A 21,513-nucleotide genomic window follows, 5' to 3' on the forward strand; every position below is an offset into this window, starting at 1 on the left:
CTCATCACAACTCAGGCCGGCACAGCGGCCGCGGCCGGCTGGTTCACCGCATGGCAGGCAACGCCGCCGATCAGCTCGGGCGCCTGCTGCCGGCACAGATCGAACGCGAGGGGACAGCGTGGGTTGAAGGTGCAGCCCGGAGGAGGGTTGATCGGGTTCGGGATCTCGCCCTTGACCGGAATGCGCTGGCGGCCCGACATCGACAGGTCCGGCACCGCGCCGAGCAGCATCTTGGTGTAGGGCATGCGCGGATCGCTGAACAGCGTGCGGCCGTCCGCGATCTCGACGATGCGGCCGAGATACATCACGCCGATGCGGCTCGCCATGTGGCGCACGACCGCGAGATTGTGGCTGATGAACAGATAGGTCAGGCCGAACTTGTCCTGCAGGTCGCGCATCAGATTGAGGATCTGCGCCTGTACGGAGACGTCGAGCGCCGAGGTCGGCTCGTCGCAGACGATGAACTCGGCCTCCGAGGCGAGCGCGCGCGCGATGGCGATACGCTGGCGCTGGCCGCCGGAGAATTCGTGCGGAAACTTCTGGCCGTCGTCGGGATGCAGGCCGACCAGGGTCAGCAGCTCGCCGACGCGGTCCTTGATCTGGCGCTCACCCTCGATGATGTCAAAGGCGCGGATCGGCTCGGCGATGATGCTATCGACGCGGAAGCGCGGATTGAGGCTCGCGTAAGGATCCTGGAACACCATCTGGATGCGGCGGCGCAGCGTGCGCCGCACCTGGGCCTGGCGCGCATCGCTCATCGACACGCCGTCGATGATCACCTCGCCCGACGTCGGCGGCAGCAGCCCGACCACCATGCGCGCGACCGTGGTCTTGCCCGAGCCGGATTCGCCGACCAGCGCGAAGGTCTCGCCCTTCCTGATCCCGAAGCTGACGCCGTCGACCGCCTTCAGGAACTCCTGCGGCTGACGCTCGATCACGCGGTTGAGCCAGGGTTTTGAGACATCGAAGACCCGGCGCAGGTTCTTGACCTCGACGAAATCGGTCATGCCGCGGTCTCCGTGGCGCGATCGTACAGATGACAGGCGACCGCCTGCGTGCCCTGGCGCAGCGGCTCCGGCCGATCGACGCGGCAGCGATCGAAGGCGAAGCTGCAGCGCGGATTGAACGAGCAGCCGGGCGGGATCGCGGACAGCCGCGGCATCGAGCCTGGGATCTGCACCAGCCGCTTCTCCTCGCCCGCGAGCGTCGGGATCGCACCCATCAGGCCCTTGGCGTAGGGGTGCAGCGGGTTATTGATCACCTCCTGCACCGGGCCGATCTCGGCCACGCGGCCGGCATACATCACCGCGACGCGGTCGCAGGTCTCGGCGATCACGCCCATGTCGTGGGTCACCAGCATCACGGCGGTGCCGTGGTCGCGGCCGAGCCGCTTGATCAGCGAGATGATCTGCGCCTGCACGGAAACGTCGAGCGCGGTGGTCGGCTCGTCGGCGATGATCAGCTCCGGCTCGGCGCACAGCGCCAGCGCGATCACGACGCGCTGGCGCATGCCGCCGGAGAATTCGTGCGGATAGCCGTCGATGCGCTTCTCGGGCGCCGATATGCCGACCTCGGCGAGCAGGTCGATGGCGCGCTTGCGCGCCTGCTGCTCGGTGAGGTTGGTGTGGGTCCTGATGGTCTCGATGATCTGGTCGCCGACGCGATACAGCGGATTGAGCGAGGTCAGCGGATCCTGGAAGATCATGCCGATGCGCTTGCCGCGCACCTTGCGCATCTCCTCCGGCGGCAGATTGTCGACACGCAATCCCGAGAGCTGGATCTCGCCGCCGGAGATGCGGCCCGGAGGATCGATCAGGCCGATCACGGCGAGGCCGGTGACGGATTTGCCGGCACCGGATTCGCCGACGACGCCGAGCACCTCGCCCTTGGCGATGTCGTAGGAGACGCCGTCGATCGCGCGCAGGGTGCCGCGCCGGGTCGCGAACTCGACCTGCAGGTTGCGCACGGACAGAACGGGGGCGGTCATGAGCTCAAGCCTCGGAAGGACGCATTCGCGCGGGTCATCGCAGTTTCGGGTTGAGGGCGTCGCGCAGCCAGTCGCCGAGCAGGTTGATGGCGAGGATCAGTCCGGCCAAAGCGATGCCGGGGAAGGCGACGATCCACCATTCGCCGGCGAACAGATAGTTGTTGCCGATCCGGATCAGGGTCCCGAGCGAGGGCATCGTTTCGGGCATGCCCGAGCCGAGGAACGACAAGGTCGCCTCGGTGATGATCGCCAGCGCCAGGTTGATGGTGGCGATCACCAGCACGGGACCGGTGGTGTTGGGCAGCACGTGGCGCAGCATGATGACGGGCGCGGGCAGGCCGATCAGCTGAGCTGCGGCGACGTAGTCCTTGTTCTTCTCGACCAGCACTGAGCTCCGCACCGTGCGCGCATATTGCACCCAGAAGGAGAGGCCGATCGCCAGCACGAGCACGACCAGCATGCTGAGCCAGTCCAGCCGGTTGCCGGACACCGACTTGGCGATGCCGTTGACCAGCAGAGCGATCAGGATCGGCGGAAAGGTGAGCTGGACGTCGGCGATGCGCATGATCACGGTGTCGACCCGGCCGCCGAAATAGCCCGCGATCAGGCCGAGGCCGATGCCAAGCGCGCCGGAAAAGGCGACGCCGAGAATGCCGACCAGGAGCGAGATCCGCAGGCCGTAGAGGATGGCCGAGAGCACGTCGCGACCCTGCTCGTCGGTGCCGAGCAAAAACGGGCTCTGTCCGTCGGCGGTCCATAGCGGCGAAATCCGCGAGTTCAACAGCTGCAATTGGGCCGGGTCGAACGGGTTCTGCGGCGACAGCAGCGGCGCGAAGATCGCCAGCAGGAAGAACAACAGCGTGATCACGGCCGCGGCGACCGTCAGCTTGGAGCGGCGGAAGGAATAGAACAGGTCGCTCGCAAGCGCACGCTTCAGCCATCCGTCGGTGGCGCGCGGCGTCTCGACGGGAGTGGGATGAGGAAGGGCTGCGTCGCTCATGATCAGGCCGGCCGGCTGATGGTCGCGCGCAGGCGCGGATCGACCACGGTGTAGAGGATATCAACCACGAGATTGATGGTGACGAAGATCAGCGACACCATCATCAGGTAGGCCGCCATGATCGGAATGTCGACGTTCTGCACCGCCTGCACGAACAACAGGCCCATTCCCGGCCATTGGAACACCTGCTCGGTGATGATCGAGAACGCGATCACCGAGCCGAACTGCAGGCCGACCACGGTGATCACCGGCACCAGCGTGTTGCGCAGCGCGTGGCCGAAATGAATCGCGCGCGTGGTCAGCCCACGGGCGCGGGCGAAGCGGATGTAGTCGGTGCGCAGCACCTCGAGCATCTCGGCGCGGACCAGCCGCATGATCAAGGTCATCTGGAACAGGCCGAGCGTGATCGAGGGCATGATCAGCGCCTTCCAGCCTGAGACGGTGAACAGGCCTGATGTCCACCAGCCGAGCCTGACGGTGTCGCCGCGGCCGAACGACGGCAGCCAGCCCAGCGTGACCGAGAACAGATAGATCAGGAGGATGCCGATCAGGAAGGTCGGCAAGGAGATGCCGATCAGCGATACCATCTGGAACAGCTTGGCGAGCAGGGAGTCGCGGTGCAGCGCCGAGAACACGCCCATCAGGATGCCGAAGAACAGCGCCAGGATCGTCGCGCAGATCGCAAGCTCCAGCGTCGCCGGCATGCGCTCCTTGAGCAGATCGGAAACCGGCTGCCGGAACTGATACGAGACGCCGAACTTGAACTGCGCCGCGTCGAACAAATAACGGCCGAATTGCACGATGAACGGATCGTCGAGGCCGAGCGACTGGCGGATGCTGGCCCGTTCCGCGGCCGACGCGTCGATCGGCACGATCTGGCTCACCGGATCTCCGGCGAAGCGGAACATGGCGAACGCGATGATTCCGACGGCGATCATGACGCCGATGGCCTGAATTGCTCGGCGAAGCGCGAAGGCGAGCATCTGATCCTTTCAGATCCTTCGAGATGCGGCGGCGCGTAGCACTTGCCGCAGGAAATGAAAAGTCCCGAAAAGCAGTTCTGCTTTCCGGGACTAGTCGTTGCGTGTGGACTACTCGGTCTTGGTGGCGAGGAACAGCAGCACGGCGTTGTCGGCGCGCAGCGGGATCTTCACCTTCTTCGAGACGCCCCAGGCCACCGCCTGCTGATGCAGCGGGATGTAGCCGTAATCCTTGATGCCGATCTCGAAGGCCTGCTTGATCAACTGATCGCGCTTGGCGGTATCGGTCTCGACCAGGACCTTGTCGGTCAGAGCGTCGAACTCCTTGTTGCAGTAATTGCCGAGATTGGCTTCGCCGCGGGTGGCGTCCTTGGCGTCGTCACGGCAGCCCATGATGTCGTGCATCACGTTGTGGGCGTCCATCGACGACGGCGTCCAGCCGAGCAGGAAGAACGACGTGTTGTAGCCGCCGGGCTTCAGCACCTTGGCGAAGTACTGCGCCTTGGGCTGCGCATTCAGGTTCACCTTGACCCCGATGCGCGCGAGCATGCCGACGACGGCCTGGCAGATCGCGGCGTCGTTGACGTAGCGGTCGTTGGGGCAGTCCATGCCGACATCGAAGCCGTCGGGATAGCCGGCCTCCGTCAGCAGCTTCTTGGCCGCGTCGGGATCGTATTTCGGCCGCGTGAACTCCTTCGACAGCGCATAGAGCTGCGGCGCGATCATCAGCGCCGACGGCGTCGACAGGCCGCGCATGACGCGGGTCTTGATCAGCTCGATGTCGATGGCCTTGTAGAAGGCCTCGCGGACGCGGATGTCCTTGAACGGGTTCTTGCCCTTGACGTTGGAGTAGAGCAGCTCGTCACGGGTCTCGTCCATGCCGAGAAAGATCGTGCGCAGCTCGGGCCCCTTCAGGACCTGGGCGTTCGGGCTCGAATCGACGCGGCCGATGTCCTGCACCGGAACCGGCTCGATGATGTCGACCTCGCCGGACAGCAGCGCGGCGACGCGCGTGGCGTCGGAGGCGATGGTGGTGAACACGATCTCCTTCAGATTGTGCTCGGGCTTGCCCCACCAGTTCGGATTGACCTTGAACACGGTCTTCACACCGGGCTGATGGCTCTCGATGATGAAGGGGCCGGTGCCGTTCTCACGCAGCGCGGCGTAGCTCGGCGTGGTTGCCGACACCGGCGTCGGCGCGACCGAGTTGTTGTCCTCGCACCACTTCTTGCTCATGATGTACCACGTATCCCATTGCGAGATCAGGATGGGATTGGGGGCATCGAGCTTCACGTCGACCGTGTAGTCGTCGACCTTGATGAATTTTGCGTCCGGCGGAACGTTGGACAGGAAGTTGGAGCCGGTGGCGCGGACGCGATCGGCGGAGAAGATCACGTCGTCGGCGGTGAAGGGTTCGCCATTGTGGAACTTGACGCCCTTGCGCAGATGGAAGCGCCAGCGGGTCGGCTCGGGCGTTTCCCAGCTCTCGGCCAGCGCGGGGACGATCTTCAGGTCCTTGTCGCGCGCGGTCAGTCCCTCATAGACGTGGGCATGGTGCGCAATCGTGGTCGATTCCTTGAAGGTATAGGGATCGAGCGACTTCAGGGTGCCCTGGTTGGCGTAGCGCAGGGTCTGGGCCGAGGCCGGCATGACGGCGAGGCCGAATGCGACCGCTGCCGCGATGAGCAGGGATTTGCGTCCCGACATATGTTCAAATTCTCCGCGTTTGACGCTTGTTTTCTCGGCAGGCGCGATTGTGTCCGGCCTGCCTTGCTTCGAAGTTCGTGATTTCTGCAGCGCCTCTTGCACGAACTTCAAGAAGCAACAAGACGCCGGGCGATATGCTTGCAAGTCTGATGCCGCGCCGGAATGAACTGATCCCGTTGGCTCTGGCCTGGCGGTGCGCCGTACGACCCGCGGCAGATCGATCAGAATATGTTGCCAGAGTTCAGCGGCGGCACACAAGTGCAGTTTGTTTAAGCCTAAACGATAAGGTTATCCCCCGCCGCCGCTGTGCGGCGCACGCGGGAGGCGGCGTCCGGGATGGGCGGAAGGCTCCCGGATTGACCATGTCCCAGGAATTGCGCACCTGCAGCAAGGCGCCGCTTGCTAGAAGGGGGGCGGCGCGGTGATACTGGACACCCCCTGCCGCGAGTCCGGGATCGGCGTTCCTGGTGAAGGGAGCCCGGCCCGGGGCTGGCGTCGGGATGGTTCGAACAGCGGAGCGGACATGAAAGTCAATATCGAGATCGATTGCACACCGCTCGAAGCGCGGCAGTTTTTCGGACTTCCCGATGTCGGTCCGATGCAGGCCGCGGTCATGGACCGGCTGCAGAACCAGATGACGAGCAACATCGACAAGCTGACGCCCGAAGCCATCATGCAGAGCTGGTTCACCTTCGATCCCCGCCTGGCCGAACGGTTTCAGGACCTGATGCTGACCATGACGGGCCTCGGCGGCAGCCGCTCGAACGACAAGAAGTCGGCCTGACGCGGCCGACGGCTGCACGGATTTCGCTTGCGCGGAACTCCGAAGAGAAGCGGCGTGACGTCACGGCATGGAGCAGGCTCCACGCCGACGCCGAAGACCGGTCGAAAAAGGCCGGCTGAACAGCTTCAGGGGAGGATGCATGACCGATCCGTCTTGGATGCCGGCGCTGCAGTTCGCGACGACCAACGGCATTCGCATGGGCTATTACGAGGCGGGCCCCGTCAGCGACCGGCCGCCGATGATCCTCTGTCACGGCTGGCCGGAACTGGCCTTTTCCTGGCGGCATCAGATCAAGGCGCTGGCCGAGGCCGGCATCCGCGTCATCGCACCCGATCAGCGCGGCTATGGCGCGACCGACCGGCCGGAGCCGGTCGAGGCCTATGATCTCGAGCATCTCACCGCCGACCTCGTCGGTCTGCTCGATCACCTGAAGATCGACAAGGCGATCTTCGTCGGTCACGACTGGGGCGGCTTCGTCGTCTGGCAGATGCCGCTGCGCTATCCGCAGCGTGTCGCCGGCGTCGTCGGCATCAACACGCCGCATCTGCCACGCGCGCCCGCTGATCCCATTGCCATCATGCGCAAGCGGTTCGGCGACATGATGTACATCGTGCAGTTCCAGGATCCCGCACGCGAGCCGGACCGTATCTTCGGCAGCCGCGTCGGGGAGACCTTCGATGCCTTCATGCGCAAGCCGCTGCCGCGCAGCGATGCGCCGCCGACGGAGCCGCCGGCCGGCGGGATCGCAGCCTCGCCATCGCTCAACCTGGCGTTCCCACAGATGATCGCGGCCTATGACGCCGCCAAGGACACGCGGCAGCCGATCCTGTCGGAGGCGGAGAAGCAGGTGTTCGTCGACACCTTCACACGCACCGGCTTCACCGGCGGCATCAACTGGTATCGCAATATGACGCGGAACTGGCAGCGCTCGGAAGGGCTCGATCATACGGTGCGCGTGCCGTCGCTGATGATCATGGCGGAGAACGACGCCGTGCTGCCGCCCTCGGCCGCCGACGGCATGGAGAAGCTGGTGCCGGACCTGGAGAAACATCTCGTCCGCGACAGCGGCCATTGGACGCAGCAGGAGCAGCCCGTGGAGGTCAGCGCCAAGCTGATCGAATGGCGGCGGCGACGGTTCGGTTGAAGAACGGCCGAGGCAGATTGCACGTCCGAGTGAGAGGCTGCGGCCGAGCCAAACAACAAACAACAACAGGTGTCGTCAAGCCTGCCGACGCAGCGCGTCGGCTCTCCTAAGCCGCCTGCGCATTCGCGCCGTGCGCGTGCTCGGCGATCGCGTCGATGATCTGCGGCCACATCGGCCGCGGAGTGGCGTGGCCCATGCCGTCGATCATCAGGAGCTTGGCATTTGGAATCGACTCGGCGGTGTCCTTGCCGGCGGTGGGATGGACCAGCGGGTCGACCTTGCCGTGGATCACGAGTGTCGGCGCCGTCACCAGATGCAGCCGCGGCTTGCGGCTGCCGGAGGCCAGGATCGCGCGCAACTGACGTCCGACGCCGGCGGGATTGATGCCGCGCGCGAAGCAGCGTTCGGCGAGCGCCACGTCACTTGCCTCGTCCTCGGGAAATGAGCCGACGCGCAGCGCCTTCCAGGTCTTCTGGAAGCGCTTGATGTACTCGTCCTTGGTCTTCGGCGGCGGCGCCATCAGCAGCATCGCGACCTCGCGCGTCGGTGGCGGGATGCGCGGATTGCCGGTCGTCGACATGATCGACGTCAGCGAGCGCACGCGATGCGGAAAGGAGATCGCGATCTCCTGCGCGATCATGCCGCCCATCGAGGCGCCGACCAGATGCGCCGACTTGATGTCGAGCGCGTCCATCAGGCCGACCGTGTCCTTGGCCATGTCGAGCAGCTTGTAGGGTGCGGAGACGGGAATGTTGAAGAAGCGCAGCTTGATCAGCTCGAACGGCGTCAACCGGCGACCGCCATGCAGCTTGCTCGACTGGCCGATGTCGCGGTTGTCGAAGCGGATCACGCGGAAGCCGCGGCTTGCGAGCTGTTCGCAGAACTCATCATACCAGATGATCATCTGCCCGCCGAGGCCCATGATCAACACGAGGGGAGGGGCAGCCGGGTCGCCGAAGATCTCATAGCAGATGTCGATACCGTTGGCGCGCACAGTCTGCGGCAGCTGATGAGCAGTTGCAGTCACTTGATCCCTCGTTCAAAGCCTTGGAACCCTCTATGGCATGGGTCTGTTGCTTGAGAGAAGCAAGCTACAAGTTCTCCCGCACCGCAACGAAGGCGTGCTATGAGAGGTTGTGTTTGAGTCTTGTGTTGGTCTGAAGGAGCGTGCCGATGGCGAACAAATCCGGCGACCCGATCGCATTCTGGCAGCAGATGGTCGGTGAGATGCAGAGGAGCTTCAGCGCCTTCACGCGGCTGCGCCCGATGGGCGTGACGCCCCGTCCATCCTCCAATGATCCCGCAACTGGTTCAGGAAACGGACAGAAGCCCATGGTCGATCTGATGGAAAACTACTTCGCCGGCATGAACGTGCCGAGCCGTGGTCAGCTCACCGCCTTGAATGAGCGGCTCGCCTCCATCGAGGGCGAGCTGGCGGAGACGCGGGCGCTGTTGAAGGAGCTGCTGGCTTCCACACAGGTGCCTGCGAAGGCGCTCGCCGATCCCGCTCCGCAGTTGAACGAGATCAAGAGCATGCTGGATTCGCTTCTCTCCGCGTCCAAGGCGGCCGCGCCAGTCGTGGCGCCGCCGCGCGACGTCACGCCGGACTTGAAGGGGATCAAGGACTTGCTCAACGAGCTTCTTGCCGCAACCAAGGCTCCGCAACCGGCGGCAAAACCCGCCGTCGACGTCACGCCTCAGTTGAGCGAGATCAAAGCATTGCTCGACCAGGCGCTGAACGCTGCCAAAGCACCCGATCCGTCACCGACAGTCGCGATCGAGGCAGAGCTGCGCGAAATCCGGGCCATGCTCGACACGATGAAGCCGTCGCAGCCGGTCGACGCCGCGCCCAAGGCTGATGATGCGGCTCCAAAGCCGGCCGAGCCGGCCCGGTCGGGGAAGAACCGCAACAAGAAGCACGGCGGCGCCCCTGCCGAGCACTGAGGGTCGCCCGAACGCCCCGACTTGCGCGGGGCGCTCTGAGGTGGCGAGTCCTTACCTCTTATCCCAAGATGGTGCATTGCAACATTTATGTTGCGACGCACCATTCGGAATGATATAGCTGAGCCACTCCGGTTTCATAAGGGACGGAGTGAGCCCATAGCTCAGAACCATTGAGGATGGAGACAGCCATGACCACCGAGACCAATACCGTGTTCGACACCGTCAAGGATGCCTTTGCACCGGTGACCGACGCGTTCAAGAACCTGCAGACGATGGAAGTGCCGGAGTCCGCGCGGGAGTTCGTCAAGAAGACCGCGTCGACCGCCAAGGAGCGCGCTGCGGAGGCCCTCGCTGGCTCCGAGAAGGTGACGTCGGCGATCGAGACCGCTGTGTTCGACGGCGTGACCGAGGCCGGCAAGATCAGCCGCAACATTCAGCAGGCGCTGTATCAGGACACCGAGGCCTTCTTCGACGGCATCGACCGGCTGGCGTCCGCCAAGTCGATCAGCGAGGCCGTTCAGATCCAGGGTGAGCTGGCCCGTGCCCGTGGCGAGGCGCTCGTCGCGCGCGCCAAGTCGACCAGCGAGTATGTCGGCAAGCTCGTCACCGAGGGTGCCAAGCTCGCCCAGGAGAACATGGCCAAGGCCTACAACAAGACCGCCTGAGCGCGTCTCGCGCGTCAGACGATCAACCTGCAAGGCCCGCATCGTGCGGGCCTTTTCTTTTGCGATCGGGTGAAACCGGCTAAAGCCTTCGCCATGCCGCAGCCGCTGTCCCGGATCGTCCATCAGCTCAAGAGCGAGCCGTCGCGCACGGGGTCGCTGATCATCACCGTGTTCGGCGACGCCATCGTGCCGCGGGGCGGCAGCGTTTGGCTCGGCACCTTGCTCGCCTTCTTCGAAGGGCTGGCCATCGACGGCAGCGTGGTGCGCACGGCGATGTCGCGGCTGACGGCGGAAGGCTGGTTCGAGCGCACCAGAATAGGCCGCAACAGCTTCTATCGCCTGACCCGGCGCGGCGAGCAGACCTTCGCCGGTGCCACCCGCCACATCTACGATTCGCCGCCGGCGGAATGGAACGGCAGCTTCGAACTGCTGCTGATCGGCAGCGCCGATGATCGCGAGCAGGCGCGCGCCGCCCTGCGCGATGCCGGTTTCGGCAGCCCGCTGCCCGGCGTGTTCGTGGCCCCCGCGAGCATCGCCGTCCCTGACGCTGTGGAGGGGGCTGTCCGCCTGCAGGCCTCCGCCGGCTCCGACATGGCGCGGCGGCTCGTCGCGGAGAGCTGGGCGCTGGAGCGGACGGCGGAGGCGTACCGCAAGTTCACCGCCTCCTTTGCACCGCTCAAGGACAGCATCGCGCGCGGCGAGGCGCTCTCCGCCGGCCAGGCCTTCACCGCGCGGATCCTGCTGATCCACCACTACCGGCGCATCGTGCTGCGCGATCCGCTGCTGCCGGCCGAGTTGCTGCCGGGGAATTGGCCGGGACGGCAGGCCCGGGCGCTGTGTGGCGAGATCTATCGGTTGCTGCTGCCGGGTTCCGAGCGCTGGCTCGACGCCCATGCGACCAACGATCAGGGCCCGTTGCCGGAGGCCGGCGCGGCGCTGCAGCGGCGTTTCGCCGACGTGCATGAGGCACCCTGATATATTACAGAATTCGATTGCACGGATAAAATATCGTTATATATTGGCGGCAACCAAGTCCTGGGAGGACGCCGCCGCATGTACACGCAGGCGCTCAATTCGCCCGAGGAGGGCAGCTTCGCCGAGGACGCTGGACGCGCCTCGCGCTTTCAGGCCCGCATCGATGCCGAGGAGCGCATCGAGCCCAATGACTGGATGCCGTCGGCCTATCGCAAGACGCTGATCCGGCAGATCTCCCAACACGCCCATTCCGAAATCGTCGGCATGCTGCCCGAGGGCAACTGGATCACGCGCGCGCCGAGCCTGCGCCGCAAGGCGGCGTTGCTCGCCAAGGTCCAGGACGAATGCGGCCATGGGCTGTATCTCTACGCCGCCGCCGAGACACTCGGCGCCTCGCGCGAGGAGCTGGTCGATGCGATGCTGGCCGGCAAGGCGAAGTACTCCTCGATCTTCAACTATCCCACCCTGACCTGGGCGGATATCGGTGTGATCGGCTGGCTGGTCGACGGCGCCGCGATCATGAACCAGATTCCGTTGTGCCGCTGCTCCTATGGTCCCTATGCGCGCGCGATGATCCGCGTCTGCAAGGAGGAATCGTTCCATCAGCGGCAGGGCTACGAGATCATGCTGACGCTCTGCCGCGGCACCGCCGAGCAGAAGGCGATGGCGCAGGATGCGCTGAACAGGTGGTGGTGGCCGGTGCTGATGATGTTCGGCCCGCCCGACCAGGCCAGCCAGCACAGCGACACCTCGACGAAGTGGAAGATCAAGCGCTTCTCGAATGACGAGCTGCGCCAGAAGTTCATCGATGCCACCGTGCCGCAGGCGCAGTATCTTGGGCTCACCATTCCTGATCCCGAGATGAAGCAGGACGAGCAGGGCCATTGGCGCCACGGCCCGATCGACTGGAACGAGTTCAAGCAGGTGCTGGCCGGTAACGGCCCGTGCAACCGCGACCGGATGGCGGCGCGCCGCAAGGCGCATGCCGACGGCGCCTGGGTGCGCGAGGCCGCCGCGGCCTATGCAGAGAAGCGCGCGCGGCGCCAGATGGCGCAAGCGGCCGAATAGCAGGGAGATCGAAATGGCGACGCCGAACACGCCGTTGTGGGAGGTCTTCATCCGCAGCCGCAACGGGCTCGCGCACAAGCATTGCGGCTCGCTGCATGCGCCGGATGCGACCATGGCGCTGCAGGCCGCGCGCGACATCTACACCCGCCGCGGCGAGGGTCTGTCGATCTGGGTGGTGCCGTCGAGCGCGATCACCGCGTCCGATCCCGCCGACAAGGGCATGATGTTCGAGCCGGCGGAGTCGAAGATCTATCGCCACCCGACGTTCTACGAGGTGCCCGAGGAAGTCGGGCATATGTGATCGGCTGAGGATCTCAGTCGTCGTCATTGCGAGCGCAGCGAAGCAATCCAGACTGCCTGCTCGGATGAATCCCTGGATTGCTTCGCCGCGGCCGCAATGACGGAGTTCGTGGCGGGCTGATCGGATCACAACCATGACCGCACCCTCGATCACCGTCTCCGAAACGCCGCTGGTGCTCTACACCTTGCGCCGCGCCGACGATGCGCTGATCCTCGGCCATCGCCTCTCCGAATGGTGCGGCCATGCGCCGATGCTGGAAGAGGACATGGCGCTCTCCAACACGGCGCTCGACCTGATCGGCCAGGCGCGCGAGCTCTATGGCTACGCCGCCAAGGTCGAGGGCCGCGACAACGACGAGGACAAGCTCGCTTATCTCCGCGACGTCAGACAGTACCGTAACCTGCTGCTGGTCGAACGCCCGAATGGTGACTTCGCGCATACGATGGTGCGCCAGCTCTTCTACGCGGCGTTCGCCGATCTCTATTGGCGGGGCATGATGGGCTCCACCGATGCGACCCTGGCGGCGATCGCGGCCAAGTCTGAGAAGGAATGCGCCTATCATCTCCGCCATGCCAGCGAATGGGTGATCCGGCTCGGTGACGGCACCGACGAGAGCCACCGCCGCGCGCAGGCTGCGATCGACGATCTCTGGGCCTATACCGGCGAGATGTTCAGTGTCGACGATGCGGAGCGCGGCCTGATCGATGCCGGCATCGCGATCGATCCGACGATGCTGCTGCCGGAATGGCTGTCGATCGTCTCGCATGTCGCGCGCGAGGCGACATTGGTGCTGCCGGAGAACGACTGGATGCAGCAGGGCGGCCGCGACGGGCGTCACAGCGAGCATCTCGGCCATCTCCTCAGCGAGCTGCAATACATGCAGCGCAGCTTCCCCGGTGCGTCGTGGTAGTCGCCGAATTGAGCCCGGCTGAGCTGCGCCAGCGTGCCTGGGAGGCGGCGGCGTCGGTGGTCGATCCGGAAATCCCGGTGCTGACGATCGACGATCTCGGCGTGCTGCGCGAGGTCGAGGTGGTCGGCGAACGGGTCGACGTCGCGATCACGCCGACCTATTCCGGTTGCCCGGCGATGAACATGATCGCGCTTGAGATCGAGCTGGCGCTGGAGCGCGCCGGCTTCCGCGAGGCCAGCGTGCGCACTGTGCTGTCGCCGGCCTGGACCACGGACTGGATGAGCGAGCAGGGGCGACGCAAGCTGCGGGAGTACGGCATCGCGCCGCCGCAGCCGTCGAGCGGCCGGCGCGCGCTGTTTGGCGTGGCCGAGGTTGCGTGCCCGCAATGCGGCTCGATCGAGACCGAGCAACTCGCCGAGTTCGGCTCGACCTCGTGCAAGGCGCTGTGGCGCTGCAGATCGTGCCGCGAGCCGTTCGATTATTTCAAGTGCCACTGATGCCGCCACATCCGTCATTGCGAGCGAAGCGAAGCAATCCCGGGCCACGCCCGGAGCCCTGGATTGCTTCGTCGCTTCGCTCCTCGCAATGACGGGAGGATGAACCCGATGTCGACAACGCCACGCTTCCATCGTCTCGCCGTCCGTGACCTGCGCCGGGAGGCGCCCGATGCGGTGTCGCTGACCTTTGCGATTCCGAACGAGCTTGCCGATGACTATCGCTTCGCGCCAGGGCAATACCTCACGCTCAAGACCACGCTCGGCGGCGAGGAGGTCCGGCGCTCCTATTCGATCTGCTCCGGTCCCGATGACGACGAGATCCGGATCGCCGTGAAGCGTGTCGATGGCGGCGCATTCTCCAGCTTCGTCACCGACGAATTGAGGCGCGGCGACGAGATCGACGTCATGACGCCGACCGGCCGTTTTGGCGTGGCACTGCAGCCTGAGGCCGCGCGGACTCATGTCGGCCTTGCCGCCGGCTCCGGGATCACGCCGATCCTCTCGATCGTGAAAGCCGTGCTGGCGCGGGAGCCGCACAGCCGCTTCTTCCTGTTCTACGGCAACCGCACCACCGCAGGCATGCTGTTCCGCAAACAGCTCGAGGAGCTGAAGGATCGCTTCCTCGACCGCTTCTCGGTGTTCCACGTCATCTCCGGCGAGGAGCAGGACCTGCCGATCCTGCACGGCCGCCTCGACGGCGAGAAGGTGCGCGTGCTCCTGCGTTCGCTGGTGCCGGCCGAGAGCATCGATCATGTCTTCATCTGCGGCCCCACCGGCATGAGCGAGGACATCGCGGCCACCTGCCGCGCGCTCGGCATCGCTGACGAGCGCGTCCATGTCGAGCGCTTCGTCTCGGGCGCCGGCGGCAAGCCGCGACCGAAAGCTGTCGTGCCTGATACGGCGCCCCCCAAGGCGATCGCCGCGCTGATCATCGACGGCAAGCGCCGCGAGGTCCCGGTCGCCGACGGCGAGGCCATTCTCGACGCCGCGCTTCGCGCCGGTGTGGACTTGCCCTTCGCCTGCAAGGGCGGCATGTGCTCGACCTGCCGCGCCAAGCTGGTGGAGGGGAGAGCGGAGATGGAGCTGAACTACTCGCTGGAGCCATGGGAGCTGCAGGCTGGCTTTGTGCTCACGTGTCAGGCCAGGCCGGTGACGGAGCGCGTGGTGGTGGACTACGATCATGTGTGAGGTAGTGGCCGCGAAATTTCGACCGCTGATCGAGGCTGATGTGAGCACGCCCGCTCGGCTCGCTCGCTGCACCTCGCCCCGCAGGCGGGGCGAGGTCGGATTGCATCGTTAGATGCAATCCGGGTGAGGGGGACTCTCCGCGAGTTCGGTGCGTGGAGAGTCTCCCTCACCCCAACCCTCTCCCCGCAGGCGTGGCGAGGGAGCTCACTGTCATCGGCGCTCAATCTCGATTTCATCTCTGAACGGCTACCCCACCGGCCGCTTGTCCTTGATCCGTTTCGCCTTGCCGGCCGAGCGTTCCAGCGTGTCGGGCGGGACGACCTTCACCTTTGCCGTGAGGCCGATGGTGTTCTTGATGTGGATGGAGATGCGCTCGGCGTGCGCGCCGAGGCCGGTCTCGTCCCAATGCTCCGGTCGCGACTCCGCGTAGATCGTCAGCTCGTCCATGCGGCCCTCGCGCGTCAGCTCCAGCATGAAATGGCCGCCGCACCATTCGGTCGACAGCAGGATCTCCTCGATCTGTGACGGGAACAGGTTGACGCCGCGCAGGATGATCATGTCATCGGAGCGGCCCGTGACCTTCTCCATCCGTCGCATGCCCGGCCGCGCGGTGCCCGGCAGCAGCCGGGTCAGATCGCGGGTGCGATAGCGGATGACGGGGAAGGCCTCCTTGGTCAACGAGGTGAACACCAGTTCGCCCATCTCGCCGTCGGGCAGCACCTTGCCGGTGTCGGGATCGACGATCTCCGGATAGAAGTGATCCTCCCAGATGTGCAGTCCGTCCTTGGTTTCCAGGCATTCCTGCGCCACGCCAGGGCCGATCACCTCGGACAGGCCGTAGATGTCGGTGGCATCCATCGCAAATGCGTCCTCGATCTCGGCGCGCATTGCATTGGTCCATGGCTCGGCGCCGAAGATGCCGATCCTGAGCGAACTCTGCCGCGGATCGAGGCCCTGACGCTTGAACTCGTCGAGGATTGCCAGCATGTAGCTTGGCGTCACGGTGATGATGTCAGGGCGGAAATCATTGATCAGCTGCACCTGCCGCTCGGTCATGCCGCCGGAGATCGGCACCACCGTGCAGCCGAGCTGCTCGGCGCCGTAGTGGACGCCGAGGCCGCCGGTGAACAGGCCGTAGCCATAGGCGTTGTGGATGATCATGCCGCTGCGGCCGCCGGCGGCGCGGATCGAGCGTGCCATCACGGCCGACCAGGTCGCGATGTCGTTGCGGGTATAGCCGACCACGATCGGCTTGCCGGTCGTGCCCGAGGAGGCGTGCACCCGTACCAGTTGCTCGCGCGGCACGGCGAACATGTTGAACGGGTAATTGTCGCGCAGGTCGGTCTTCACCGTGAACGGAAACTTGCCCAGATCGGCAAGCTCGCGGAAATCCGACGGATGCACGCCGGCCTTGTCGAAAGCCTGGCGGTAATGGGCGACGTTGTCGTAGGCGTGCTTGAGCGACCAGGCGAGCCGGCGGGTCTGCAGCGCCATGATCTCGTCGCGCGAGGCCCGCTCGGTTTCGTCCATCTCGGGAACGTAGCTGCCGGTCGATTGAAGCTTGGTCGATGTCATGGTCAGGTCCTCCGGCAGGGGCGCGGGGCGATAGGGAAGCGGATCAGCTCGCGGCGGCCGGGACCAGCGTGCCGCCGATGCTGCGCGAATGGCCGCGGAATTCGGCGATCACCGTGTCGCCTGCCGTAACGCGGACATCATAGATGCCGGAGCGCCCGCTGCGCGACACCTCGTGCGCGCGGGCAAGCAGAACGTCGCCGAGCTTGCCGGGGCGGATGAAGCTGATGCTGCCCTGTGCGGCCACGGTGCGGTCGTTGTGCGAGTTGCAGGCGAATGCGAAGGCGGAATCGGCCAGCGCGAAGATGAAGCCGCCATGGGCGATGCCATGGCCGTTGACCATGTGAGGCTGCACTTGCATCTGCAGGGTGGCGCGTCCGGGGCCGATCTCGACGATGTGCATGCCGAGCCCCTGGCTGGCGCGATCATCCTGCCACATCGCGTCGGCGCAGGCGCGGGCGAGAGCGTCGGGGGAAAGTGTCGCCACGCCGCTCACCGTGCGGCCTCCATGCATGCGCGATGCGTCGGCCACCCCTGAGGATGCGTTTCTGAAATCACGGCGTTCTCTCCCGTCGATGCTTGTTGGAACAAGCATTCTCATCTAGTTAGGTGCGACATCGTGGCAAATATTCTGCGCGCGTCAAGCGAAAGCGCTGCCTGCGCAACGCGCGTGTTGTCCGCAACCGGAAGGATTCCTGAACGTGCCCGAAGCCGCCAATCTGGCCGTGATGGCCGGTCTCATGATCGGCCTGATCTATGGCGTGGTCGGGCTGCTCAGCGGCTTCTGCATGATGAGCAGCCTGCGCGGCTGGTGGGCCGACGGCGACCGCCGGCTGGTGCGAACTTTCGCCCTGGCGATGGGCATCGCCATCGTCGCCACACAGCTGCTCGCGGCCAACGGGGTCGTCGATCTCGGCAAATCGATCTATCTGCAGCCGACCTTCTCGGTGCCGCTGATGCTCTTGGGCGGTGTCCTGTTCGGCTACGGCATGGTGCTCGCCAACGGTTGCGGCTCGCGCGCGCTGGTGCTGCTCGGTCGCGGCAATCTGCGCTCCTTCGTCGTGGTGACGGTGCTGGCGATCGCAGCGGAGATGACGTTGAAGGGCCTGATCGCGCCGTTGCGCATCGCGCTGATGCAGGCCTCGCAGACCACGGCCATGGCGGCATCGCTTCCTGTGCTGCTGTCGGCCGGCGGCCTGCACGGTGCGCCAGCGCGCCTCTTGCCGGCGCTTGCGCTTGGCAGCGTGTTGATCGTGTTCGCCTTCGCGCATGCGCCGTTCCGGCGCGCACCGGGGCAGATGCTCGCGGGCCTCGTCGTCGGCCTGCTGATCGCGGCCGGCTGGTTCGCGACCGGCCATCTCGGTGCCGATGATTTCAACCCGGTGCCGGTGGCGTCCCTGACCTTCGTCGCGCCGATCGCCGACGGCCTGCAATATGTGATGCTGTCGACCGGCTCGACGGTGAACTTCGGCATCGCGACGGTCGCCGGCGTGCTGGCGGGGAGTCTCGTGACGGCACTGGTCACGCGCCGTTTCAAGCTCGAAGGCTTTCATTCGCCGAATCACATGTTGCGCTCGGTTGGCGGCGCCGCGTTGATGGGCATCGGCGGCGTGATGGCGCTGGGCTGCTCGGTCGGGCAGGGGCTCACGGGACTCTCCACTTTGGCGCTGCCATCGTTCGTTGCCATCACCGGCATTTTCATCGGCACGGCCGCAGGCCTGCGCGGCGCCTTGCGCGTGCGGCCGCTGAAGATGGAGCCGGAAGCGGCGCGTTAGCTCAGTCCGTCGCACGCGTGACGATGCGGATCTCCGACGTCAGCGTCCGGTGCACCGGGCACTTGTCGGCGATCTCCATCAGCTTCCTGCGCTGCTCCTCATCGAGCGCGCCGTCCATGTGGATCTCGCGCTCGAGCTGATCGATCAGCCCGACCTTGGTCTCGCACGCCGCGCAGTCCTCCGCATGGATCTTGTTGTGACGCAGGGTCACGGTGATCAGGTCGAGCGGCAGCAATTTGCGGTCGGCATAGAGCCGCATCGTCATCGAGGTGCAGGCGCCGAGCGCCGCGAGCAGAAGGTCGTAGGGGCCCGGACCGGAGTCCTGGCCGCCGACGGAGAGCGGCTCGTCTGCGGTGAGATGGTGGGGCCCGAGCGCGATGCTCTGCTGCAGCTTGCTCGCCCGCGTCTCGCGCACGATGACGTCGCGCGGGCCATCGGTGGCCGCAAGCTCGACCGGCGCCGGTGCGGCGTAGCGGCCGGCCCAGCTCGCGATCACCTCGGCGATATAGGCGGCATCTAGCTTGCTGCTGATGAGATGATCGGCGTGATCGAGCGAGATGAAGCTCTTCGGATGCTTGGCAGCGACGAAGATGTGGGTCGCGTTGTCGATGCCGACGGTCTCGTCGACAGGCGAGTGCATCACCAGCAGTGCCTTGTGCAGATGCTTGACCTTGTCGAGCAGGCGCTGCTCGGCGATGTCGTCGAGGAAGGAGCTGCTGATCCGGAACGGGCGCCCCGCGAGCGAGACCTCGGCCGAGCCGTCGCGGCGGATCGCCTCGAGGCTGTCCTTGAACATGTTGGTGACATGGCCCGGATCCGAAGGCGCGGCGATCGTCACGACGGCTTTGGCATCGGGAATGGCGCCGGCGGCCGCCAGCACAGCGGCGCCGCCGAGGCTGTGGCCGATCAGGATCGCCGGCGCCTGTCGGGTCTCGCGCAGATGATTGGCGGCGCGGACAAGATCGGCGACGTTGGAGGAGAACGTCGTGTTGGCGAAGTCGCCTTCGCTGGAGCCGAGGCCGGTGAAGTCGAACCGCAGCACGGCGATGCCATGCGCCGTCAGCGCCATGGCGATGCGCCGCGCCGCATGCGTGTCCTTGCCGCAGGAGAAGCAATGCGCGAACAGCGCGTAAGCGCGCGGCGAACCGTTGGGCAGGTCGAGCGCAGCGGCAAGCTGCTCGCCGCTTGCGCCTTCAAACTGGAAACGTTCGGTCGCCATTTTGGGCCCCATTCGTTGCGTCTTCACTGCACATCGTCATACAACAGATAAGGCCATTCCAGCAGACATGATGGCGCATTCTCGCGGCCCTGCAACGGCCCGAGCTTTGCGGATCTTTGCCCCTCTGCAATCGAGAGGGCGCAGGGAAGGTCGGGAGCCTGCCGCCCCCATGGCCCGCCTGCGGAAAAAATGCAGGCGGCAGAACCACAGGTACGGCTGAGGACATCCCGGCCTTCCCTGCGCAATGGTTGGAACGGCTTATACGTGCTCTCTCCGGGGAACGGCTGTCTTGCCCCCGTCATCGCGATGCGCGTCATCCGCACCACGACTTGACGCCAGCACCGCGGCGCCGAGACCACACGATTTCGCCGTGCGCACCGGATCGTTCGTCCGCATGGAAGACCACGCTGCAACCCGTTGCGCCCACCGCATCCCGCGCTCCACGTCCGTGACGATCGCGATACGCCCCTCTGCAACGAGGCGGGATGGCGGTTAATAAATCACGATTTTCAGAAATATGCAAGGGGGATATTTCTGGGCCGGGGGGCCGGGCAAGCATCAATCGCGCACGCGACGCAGCAATGATCAGTCTCGCGGAGGCAGAAGCTCGATCTCCTGTTCGCCGTGCCGGATCGCTGTCGGCAGGTCTTGCGCGACGAGGTCGGAAATCCATTGGACGAGCGCGGGCAGGGCTTCGTCCTTCGCGCGCCGACGAAGTCCAGGCAAGTCCCGCTCGTGCGCGGTGCCGACTTTGATGTTGAGACGCTCATAAGGAATGTCGCCGTCCGGCGGCCGATATCGCGCATCGAACAGACGCCTGCCGTGGCTTCGAACGAGGTGGATGCGAATGCCGCCGAGATCTCTTGCGGTCAGTGCGGCGAGGATGACGCTCGGCTTGAGAAGATACCCGTAGCCCTTGGGGATCTTGCCGGTTTCTGAGGTGAACTCCATGCGATATCTCTGGCAGGTTCGGAAACTGAGCCCGTAGGGTGGGCAAAGCGGAGCGTGCCCACCATTCTTTTCTTTTCAGCTTCATTTCAGTGGCGACGGCGGTGGGCACGACGCTTCGCGTCTTTGCCCACCCTACGGCTCCGCTCGCTCGGCGCCACGGAAGCCCGTCAGTCCGAATAGCGCTGCTCGGCCCAGGGATCGCCGCGGTTGTGATAGCCGCGCACCTCCCAATAGCCGGGCGCATCCTTGTCTAGGAATTCGATCGCCTTCAGCCATTTTGCGCTCTTCCAGAAATACAGATGCGGCACGACGATGCGGACCGGGCCGCCATGCTCCTGGGTGAGCGGCGCGCCGGACCAGCTATGCGCGAGCAGGGCGTCCTCGGCGGCGAAGTCCTCCAGTGCGAGATTGGTCGTGTAGCCGTCGTAGGAATGCAGCACGACGAAATCGGTTGTGTCGCGCGGCCGGCAGGCGGCAAGCAGGTCGCGCGTCGCAAGCCCTTCCCATTGATTGTCGTAGCGCGACCAGGTCGTCACGCAATGAATGTCGGATGTGAACTGGCGCTGCTCCTGGGAGAGGAAGGCGGAGAAATCCCAGAACAGAGGATTTTCCACCGCGCCATAGACGTCGAGCCGCCAGCGCTCTGATGTGACCGAGGGCGTCAGGCCGAGATCAAGCACCGGCCAGTCGCGGGTCAGATGCTGGCCCGGCGGCAGGCGCTGGTCCTCGGGCCGCACGATCCGGCCGGTCAGGAATTTGCCCTCGTGAGCCCAGCGCTCCTTGCTGCGGGTCAGCTTGCTCTCGGGCGGTAGCCCGGACTCGTCAGCCATGACGGCACCTCATCCG

The 21,513-nt window shown here is 65.4% G+C and carries 22 protein-coding genes; 11 read left to right on the forward strand and 11 right to left on the reverse strand.

Annotation, left to right across the window (positions count from 1 at the left end; translation table 11 throughout):
• Positions 1–11: 11 nt before the first annotated feature.
• From QX051_RS13230 to QX051_RS13250, 5 genes are all read right to left on the reverse strand, one after another.
• Complete coding sequence (locus QX051_RS13230; protein ID WP_315776423.1) at positions 12–1,007, reverse strand: oligopeptide/dipeptide ABC transporter ATP-binding protein; 996 nt, start codon at positions 1,005–1,007, stop codon at positions 12–14.
• Positions 1,004–1,987 carry an ABC transporter ATP-binding protein gene (locus QX051_RS13235; protein ID WP_315776424.1) on the reverse strand — a complete coding sequence of 328 codons (984 nt, stop codon included), beginning with the start codon at positions 1,985–1,987 and terminating at the stop codon, positions 1,004–1,006. Before QX051_RS13235 ends, QX051_RS13230 begins: the two co-directional genes overlap by 4 nt.
• A 34-nt stretch (positions 1,988–2,021) precedes the next feature.
• Positions 2,022–2,987, reverse strand: a complete 966-nt coding sequence (locus QX051_RS13240) for an ABC transporter permease (protein ID WP_315737201.1) — start codon at positions 2,985–2,987, stop codon at positions 2,022–2,024.
• A 2-nt stretch (positions 2,988–2,989) separates the two neighbouring features.
• Positions 2,990–3,970 (reverse strand): ABC transporter permease, encoded by a 981-nt coding sequence (locus QX051_RS13245; protein WP_315737202.1) that lies wholly within the window; start codon positions 3,968–3,970, stop codon positions 2,990–2,992.
• 108 nt (positions 3,971–4,078) lie between these two features.
• Positions 4,079–5,674: an ABC transporter substrate-binding protein gene (locus QX051_RS13250; protein ID WP_315776425.1), complete on the reverse strand. Its 1,596-nt coding sequence runs from the start codon at positions 5,672–5,674 to the stop codon at positions 4,079–4,081.
• Positions 5,675–6,197: 523 nt separating this feature from the next.
• Between QX051_RS13250 and QX051_RS13255 the strand changes: the two genes are divergently transcribed.
• Complete coding sequence (locus QX051_RS13255) at positions 6,198–6,458, forward strand: DUF6489 family protein (RefSeq protein ID WP_315715763.1); 261 nt, start codon at positions 6,198–6,200, stop codon at positions 6,456–6,458.
• 139 nt (positions 6,459–6,597) lie between these two features.
• Complete coding sequence (locus QX051_RS13260) at positions 6,598–7,602, forward strand: alpha/beta hydrolase (RefSeq protein ID WP_315776426.1); 1,005 nt, start codon at positions 6,598–6,600, stop codon at positions 7,600–7,602.
• Positions 7,603–7,708: 106 nt separating this feature from the next.
• On the opposite strand, the gene QX051_RS13265 is transcribed toward QX051_RS13260, so the two are convergent.
• Complete coding sequence (locus QX051_RS13265) at positions 7,709–8,629, reverse strand: alpha/beta hydrolase (RefSeq protein WP_315757803.1); 921 nt, start codon at positions 8,627–8,629, stop codon at positions 7,709–7,711.
• Between the two features lie 146 nt (positions 8,630–8,775).
• Here QX051_RS13265 and QX051_RS13270 point away from each other — a divergent pair, with 146 nt between their 5' ends.
• From QX051_RS13270 to paaE, 8 genes are all read left to right on the forward strand, one after another.
• Positions 8,776–9,546, forward strand: coding sequence for a hypothetical protein (locus QX051_RS13270; protein ID WP_315776427.1), 771 nt, complete (start codon positions 8,776–8,778; stop codon positions 9,544–9,546).
• Positions 9,547–9,734: 188 nt separating this feature from the next.
• Positions 9,735–10,211: a phasin gene (locus tag QX051_RS13275; RefSeq protein ID WP_315715766.1), complete on the forward strand. Its 477-nt coding sequence runs from the start codon at positions 9,735–9,737 to the stop codon at positions 10,209–10,211.
• 93 nt (positions 10,212–10,304) lie between these two features.
• Positions 10,305–11,186 carry a phenylacetic acid degradation operon negative regulatory protein PaaX gene (gene paaX, locus QX051_RS13280; protein WP_315737207.1) on the forward strand — a complete coding sequence of 294 codons (882 nt, stop codon included), beginning with the start codon at positions 10,305–10,307 and terminating at the stop codon, positions 11,184–11,186.
• A gap of 78 nt (positions 11,187–11,264) precedes the next feature.
• The gene (paaA, locus tag QX051_RS13285; RefSeq protein ID WP_315772472.1) at positions 11,265–12,254 is read left to right on the forward strand and encodes a 1,2-phenylacetyl-CoA epoxidase subunit PaaA; all 990 of its coding nucleotides are present in this window, start codon (positions 11,265–11,267) and stop codon (positions 12,252–12,254) included.
• 13 nt (positions 12,255–12,267) lie between these two features.
• Positions 12,268–12,555, forward strand: coding sequence for a 1,2-phenylacetyl-CoA epoxidase subunit PaaB (gene paaB, locus QX051_RS13290; protein WP_315737209.1), 288 nt, complete (start codon positions 12,268–12,270; stop codon positions 12,553–12,555).
• A gap of 133 nt (positions 12,556–12,688) precedes the next feature.
• On the forward strand, positions 12,689–13,465 hold the full coding sequence (paaC, locus tag QX051_RS13295) for a 1,2-phenylacetyl-CoA epoxidase subunit PaaC (RefSeq protein ID WP_315776428.1): 777 nt from the start codon (positions 12,689–12,691) through the stop codon (positions 13,463–13,465).
• Positions 13,459–13,962 carry a 1,2-phenylacetyl-CoA epoxidase subunit PaaD gene (gene paaD / locus QX051_RS13300; protein ID WP_315776429.1) on the forward strand — a complete coding sequence of 168 codons (504 nt, stop codon included), beginning with the start codon at positions 13,459–13,461 and terminating at the stop codon, positions 13,960–13,962. The genes paaC and paaD overlap by 7 nt, the downstream gene beginning before the upstream one ends.
• A 108-nt stretch (positions 13,963–14,070) precedes the next feature.
• Positions 14,071–15,150: a 1,2-phenylacetyl-CoA epoxidase subunit PaaE gene (paaE, locus tag QX051_RS13305; protein ID WP_315776430.1), complete on the forward strand. Its 1,080-nt coding sequence runs from the start codon at positions 14,071–14,073 to the stop codon at positions 15,148–15,150.
• Positions 15,151–15,396: 246 nt separating this feature from the next.
• Here paaE and paaK read toward each other — a convergent pair whose 3' ends face one another.
• Positions 15,397–16,725: a phenylacetate--CoA ligase PaaK gene (gene paaK / locus QX051_RS13310; RefSeq protein WP_315737213.1), complete on the reverse strand. Its 1,329-nt coding sequence runs from the start codon at positions 16,723–16,725 to the stop codon at positions 15,397–15,399.
• Between the two features lie 43 nt (positions 16,726–16,768).
• A complete protein-coding gene (gene paaI, locus QX051_RS13315; RefSeq protein WP_409998096.1) occupies positions 16,769–17,236 on the reverse strand; it encodes a hydroxyphenylacetyl-CoA thioesterase PaaI in 468 nt (155 codons plus the stop codon).
• A gap of 214 nt (positions 17,237–17,450) precedes the next feature.
• Here paaI and QX051_RS13320 point away from each other — a divergent pair, with 214 nt between their 5' ends.
• The gene (locus tag QX051_RS13320) at positions 17,451–18,497 is read left to right on the forward strand and encodes a YeeE/YedE family protein (protein ID WP_315737714.1); all 1,047 of its coding nucleotides are present in this window, start codon (positions 17,451–17,453) and stop codon (positions 18,495–18,497) included.
• Position 18,498: 1 nt separating this feature from the next.
• Here the strand turns inward: QX051_RS13320 and QX051_RS13325 are convergent, their stop codons facing one another.
• From QX051_RS13325 to QX051_RS13335, 3 genes are all read right to left on the reverse strand, one after another.
• Positions 18,499–19,716 (reverse strand): bifunctional alpha/beta hydrolase/OsmC family protein, encoded by a 1,218-nt coding sequence (locus tag QX051_RS13325; RefSeq protein ID WP_315776432.1) that lies wholly within the window; start codon positions 19,714–19,716, stop codon positions 18,499–18,501.
• Between the two features lie 585 nt (positions 19,717–20,301).
• Complete coding sequence (locus QX051_RS13330; RefSeq protein WP_315737216.1) at positions 20,302–20,667, reverse strand: hypothetical protein; 366 nt, start codon at positions 20,665–20,667, stop codon at positions 20,302–20,304.
• A gap of 167 nt (positions 20,668–20,834) precedes the next feature.
• A complete protein-coding gene (locus QX051_RS13335; protein ID WP_315737217.1) occupies positions 20,835–21,497 on the reverse strand; it encodes a sulfite oxidase-like oxidoreductase in 663 nt (220 codons plus the stop codon).
• Between the last annotated feature and the right edge of the window lie 16 nt (positions 21,498–21,513).

The organism is Bradyrhizobium sp. SZCCHNR1053, from assembly GCF_032381235.1.
Classification (GTDB): domain Bacteria; phylum Pseudomonadota; class Alphaproteobacteria; order Rhizobiales; family Xanthobacteraceae; genus Bradyrhizobium.

Bases quoted from the DNA above. Each gene is read 5' to 3' on its own strand.
- QX051_RS13335 (WP_315737217.1), bottom strand. From the start codon at position 21,497: ATGGCTGACGAGTCCGGGCTACCGCCCGAGAGCAAGCTGACCCGCAGC.
- paaA (WP_315772472.1), top strand. From the start codon at position 11,265: ATGTACACGCAGGCGCTCAATTCGCCCGAGGAGGGCAGCTTCGCCGAG.
- QX051_RS13260 (WP_315776426.1), top strand. From the start codon at position 6,598: ATGACCGATCCGTCTTGGATGCCGGCGCTGCAGTTCGCGACGACCAAC.
- QX051_RS13245 (WP_315737202.1), bottom strand. From the start codon at position 3,970: ATGCTCGCCTTCGCGCTTCGCCGAGCAATTCAGGCCATCGGCGTCATG.
- QX051_RS13275 (WP_315715766.1), top strand. From the start codon at position 9,735: ATGACCACCGAGACCAATACCGTGTTCGACACCGTCAAGGATGCCTTT.
- QX051_RS13325 (WP_315776432.1), bottom strand. From the start codon at position 19,716: ATGGCGACCGAACGTTTCCAGTTTGAAGGCGCAAGCGGCGAGCAGCTT.
- QX051_RS13330 (WP_315737216.1), bottom strand. From the start codon at position 20,667: ATGGAGTTCACCTCAGAAACCGGCAAGATCCCCAAGGGCTACGGGTAT.
- QX051_RS13255 (WP_315715763.1), top strand. From the start codon at position 6,198: ATGAAAGTCAATATCGAGATCGATTGCACACCGCTCGAAGCGCGGCAG.
- paaK (WP_315737213.1), bottom strand. From the start codon at position 16,725: ATGACATCGACCAAGCTTCAATCGACCGGCAGCTACGTTCCCGAGATG.
- paaC (WP_315776428.1), top strand. From the start codon at position 12,689: ATGACCGCACCCTCGATCACCGTCTCCGAAACGCCGCTGGTGCTCTAC.
- paaE (WP_315776430.1), top strand. From the start codon at position 14,071: ATGTCGACAACGCCACGCTTCCATCGTCTCGCCGTCCGTGACCTGCGC.
- QX051_RS13235 (WP_315776424.1), bottom strand. From the start codon at position 1,987: ATGACCGCCCCCGTTCTGTCCGTGCGCAACCTGCAGGTCGAGTTCGCG.
- paaI (WP_409998096.1), bottom strand. From the start codon at position 17,236: ATGCATGGAGGCCGCACGGTGAGCGGCGTGGCGACACTTTCCCCCGAC.
- paaX (WP_315737207.1), top strand. From the start codon at position 10,305: ATGCCGCAGCCGCTGTCCCGGATCGTCCATCAGCTCAAGAGCGAGCCG.
- QX051_RS13240 (WP_315737201.1), bottom strand. From the start codon at position 2,987: ATGAGCGACGCAGCCCTTCCTCATCCCACTCCCGTCGAGACGCCGCGC.
- QX051_RS13270 (WP_315776427.1), top strand. From the start codon at position 8,776: ATGGCGAACAAATCCGGCGACCCGATCGCATTCTGGCAGCAGATGGTC.
- paaB (WP_315737209.1), top strand. From the start codon at position 12,268: ATGGCGACGCCGAACACGCCGTTGTGGGAGGTCTTCATCCGCAGCCGC.
- QX051_RS13250 (WP_315776425.1), bottom strand. From the start codon at position 5,674: ATGTCGGGACGCAAATCCCTGCTCATCGCGGCAGCGGTCGCATTCGGC.
- QX051_RS13230 (WP_315776423.1), bottom strand. From the start codon at position 1,007: ATGACCGATTTCGTCGAGGTCAAGAACCTGCGCCGGGTCTTCGATGTC.
- QX051_RS13320 (WP_315737714.1), top strand. From the start codon at position 17,451: ATGGCCGGTCTCATGATCGGCCTGATCTATGGCGTGGTCGGGCTGCTC.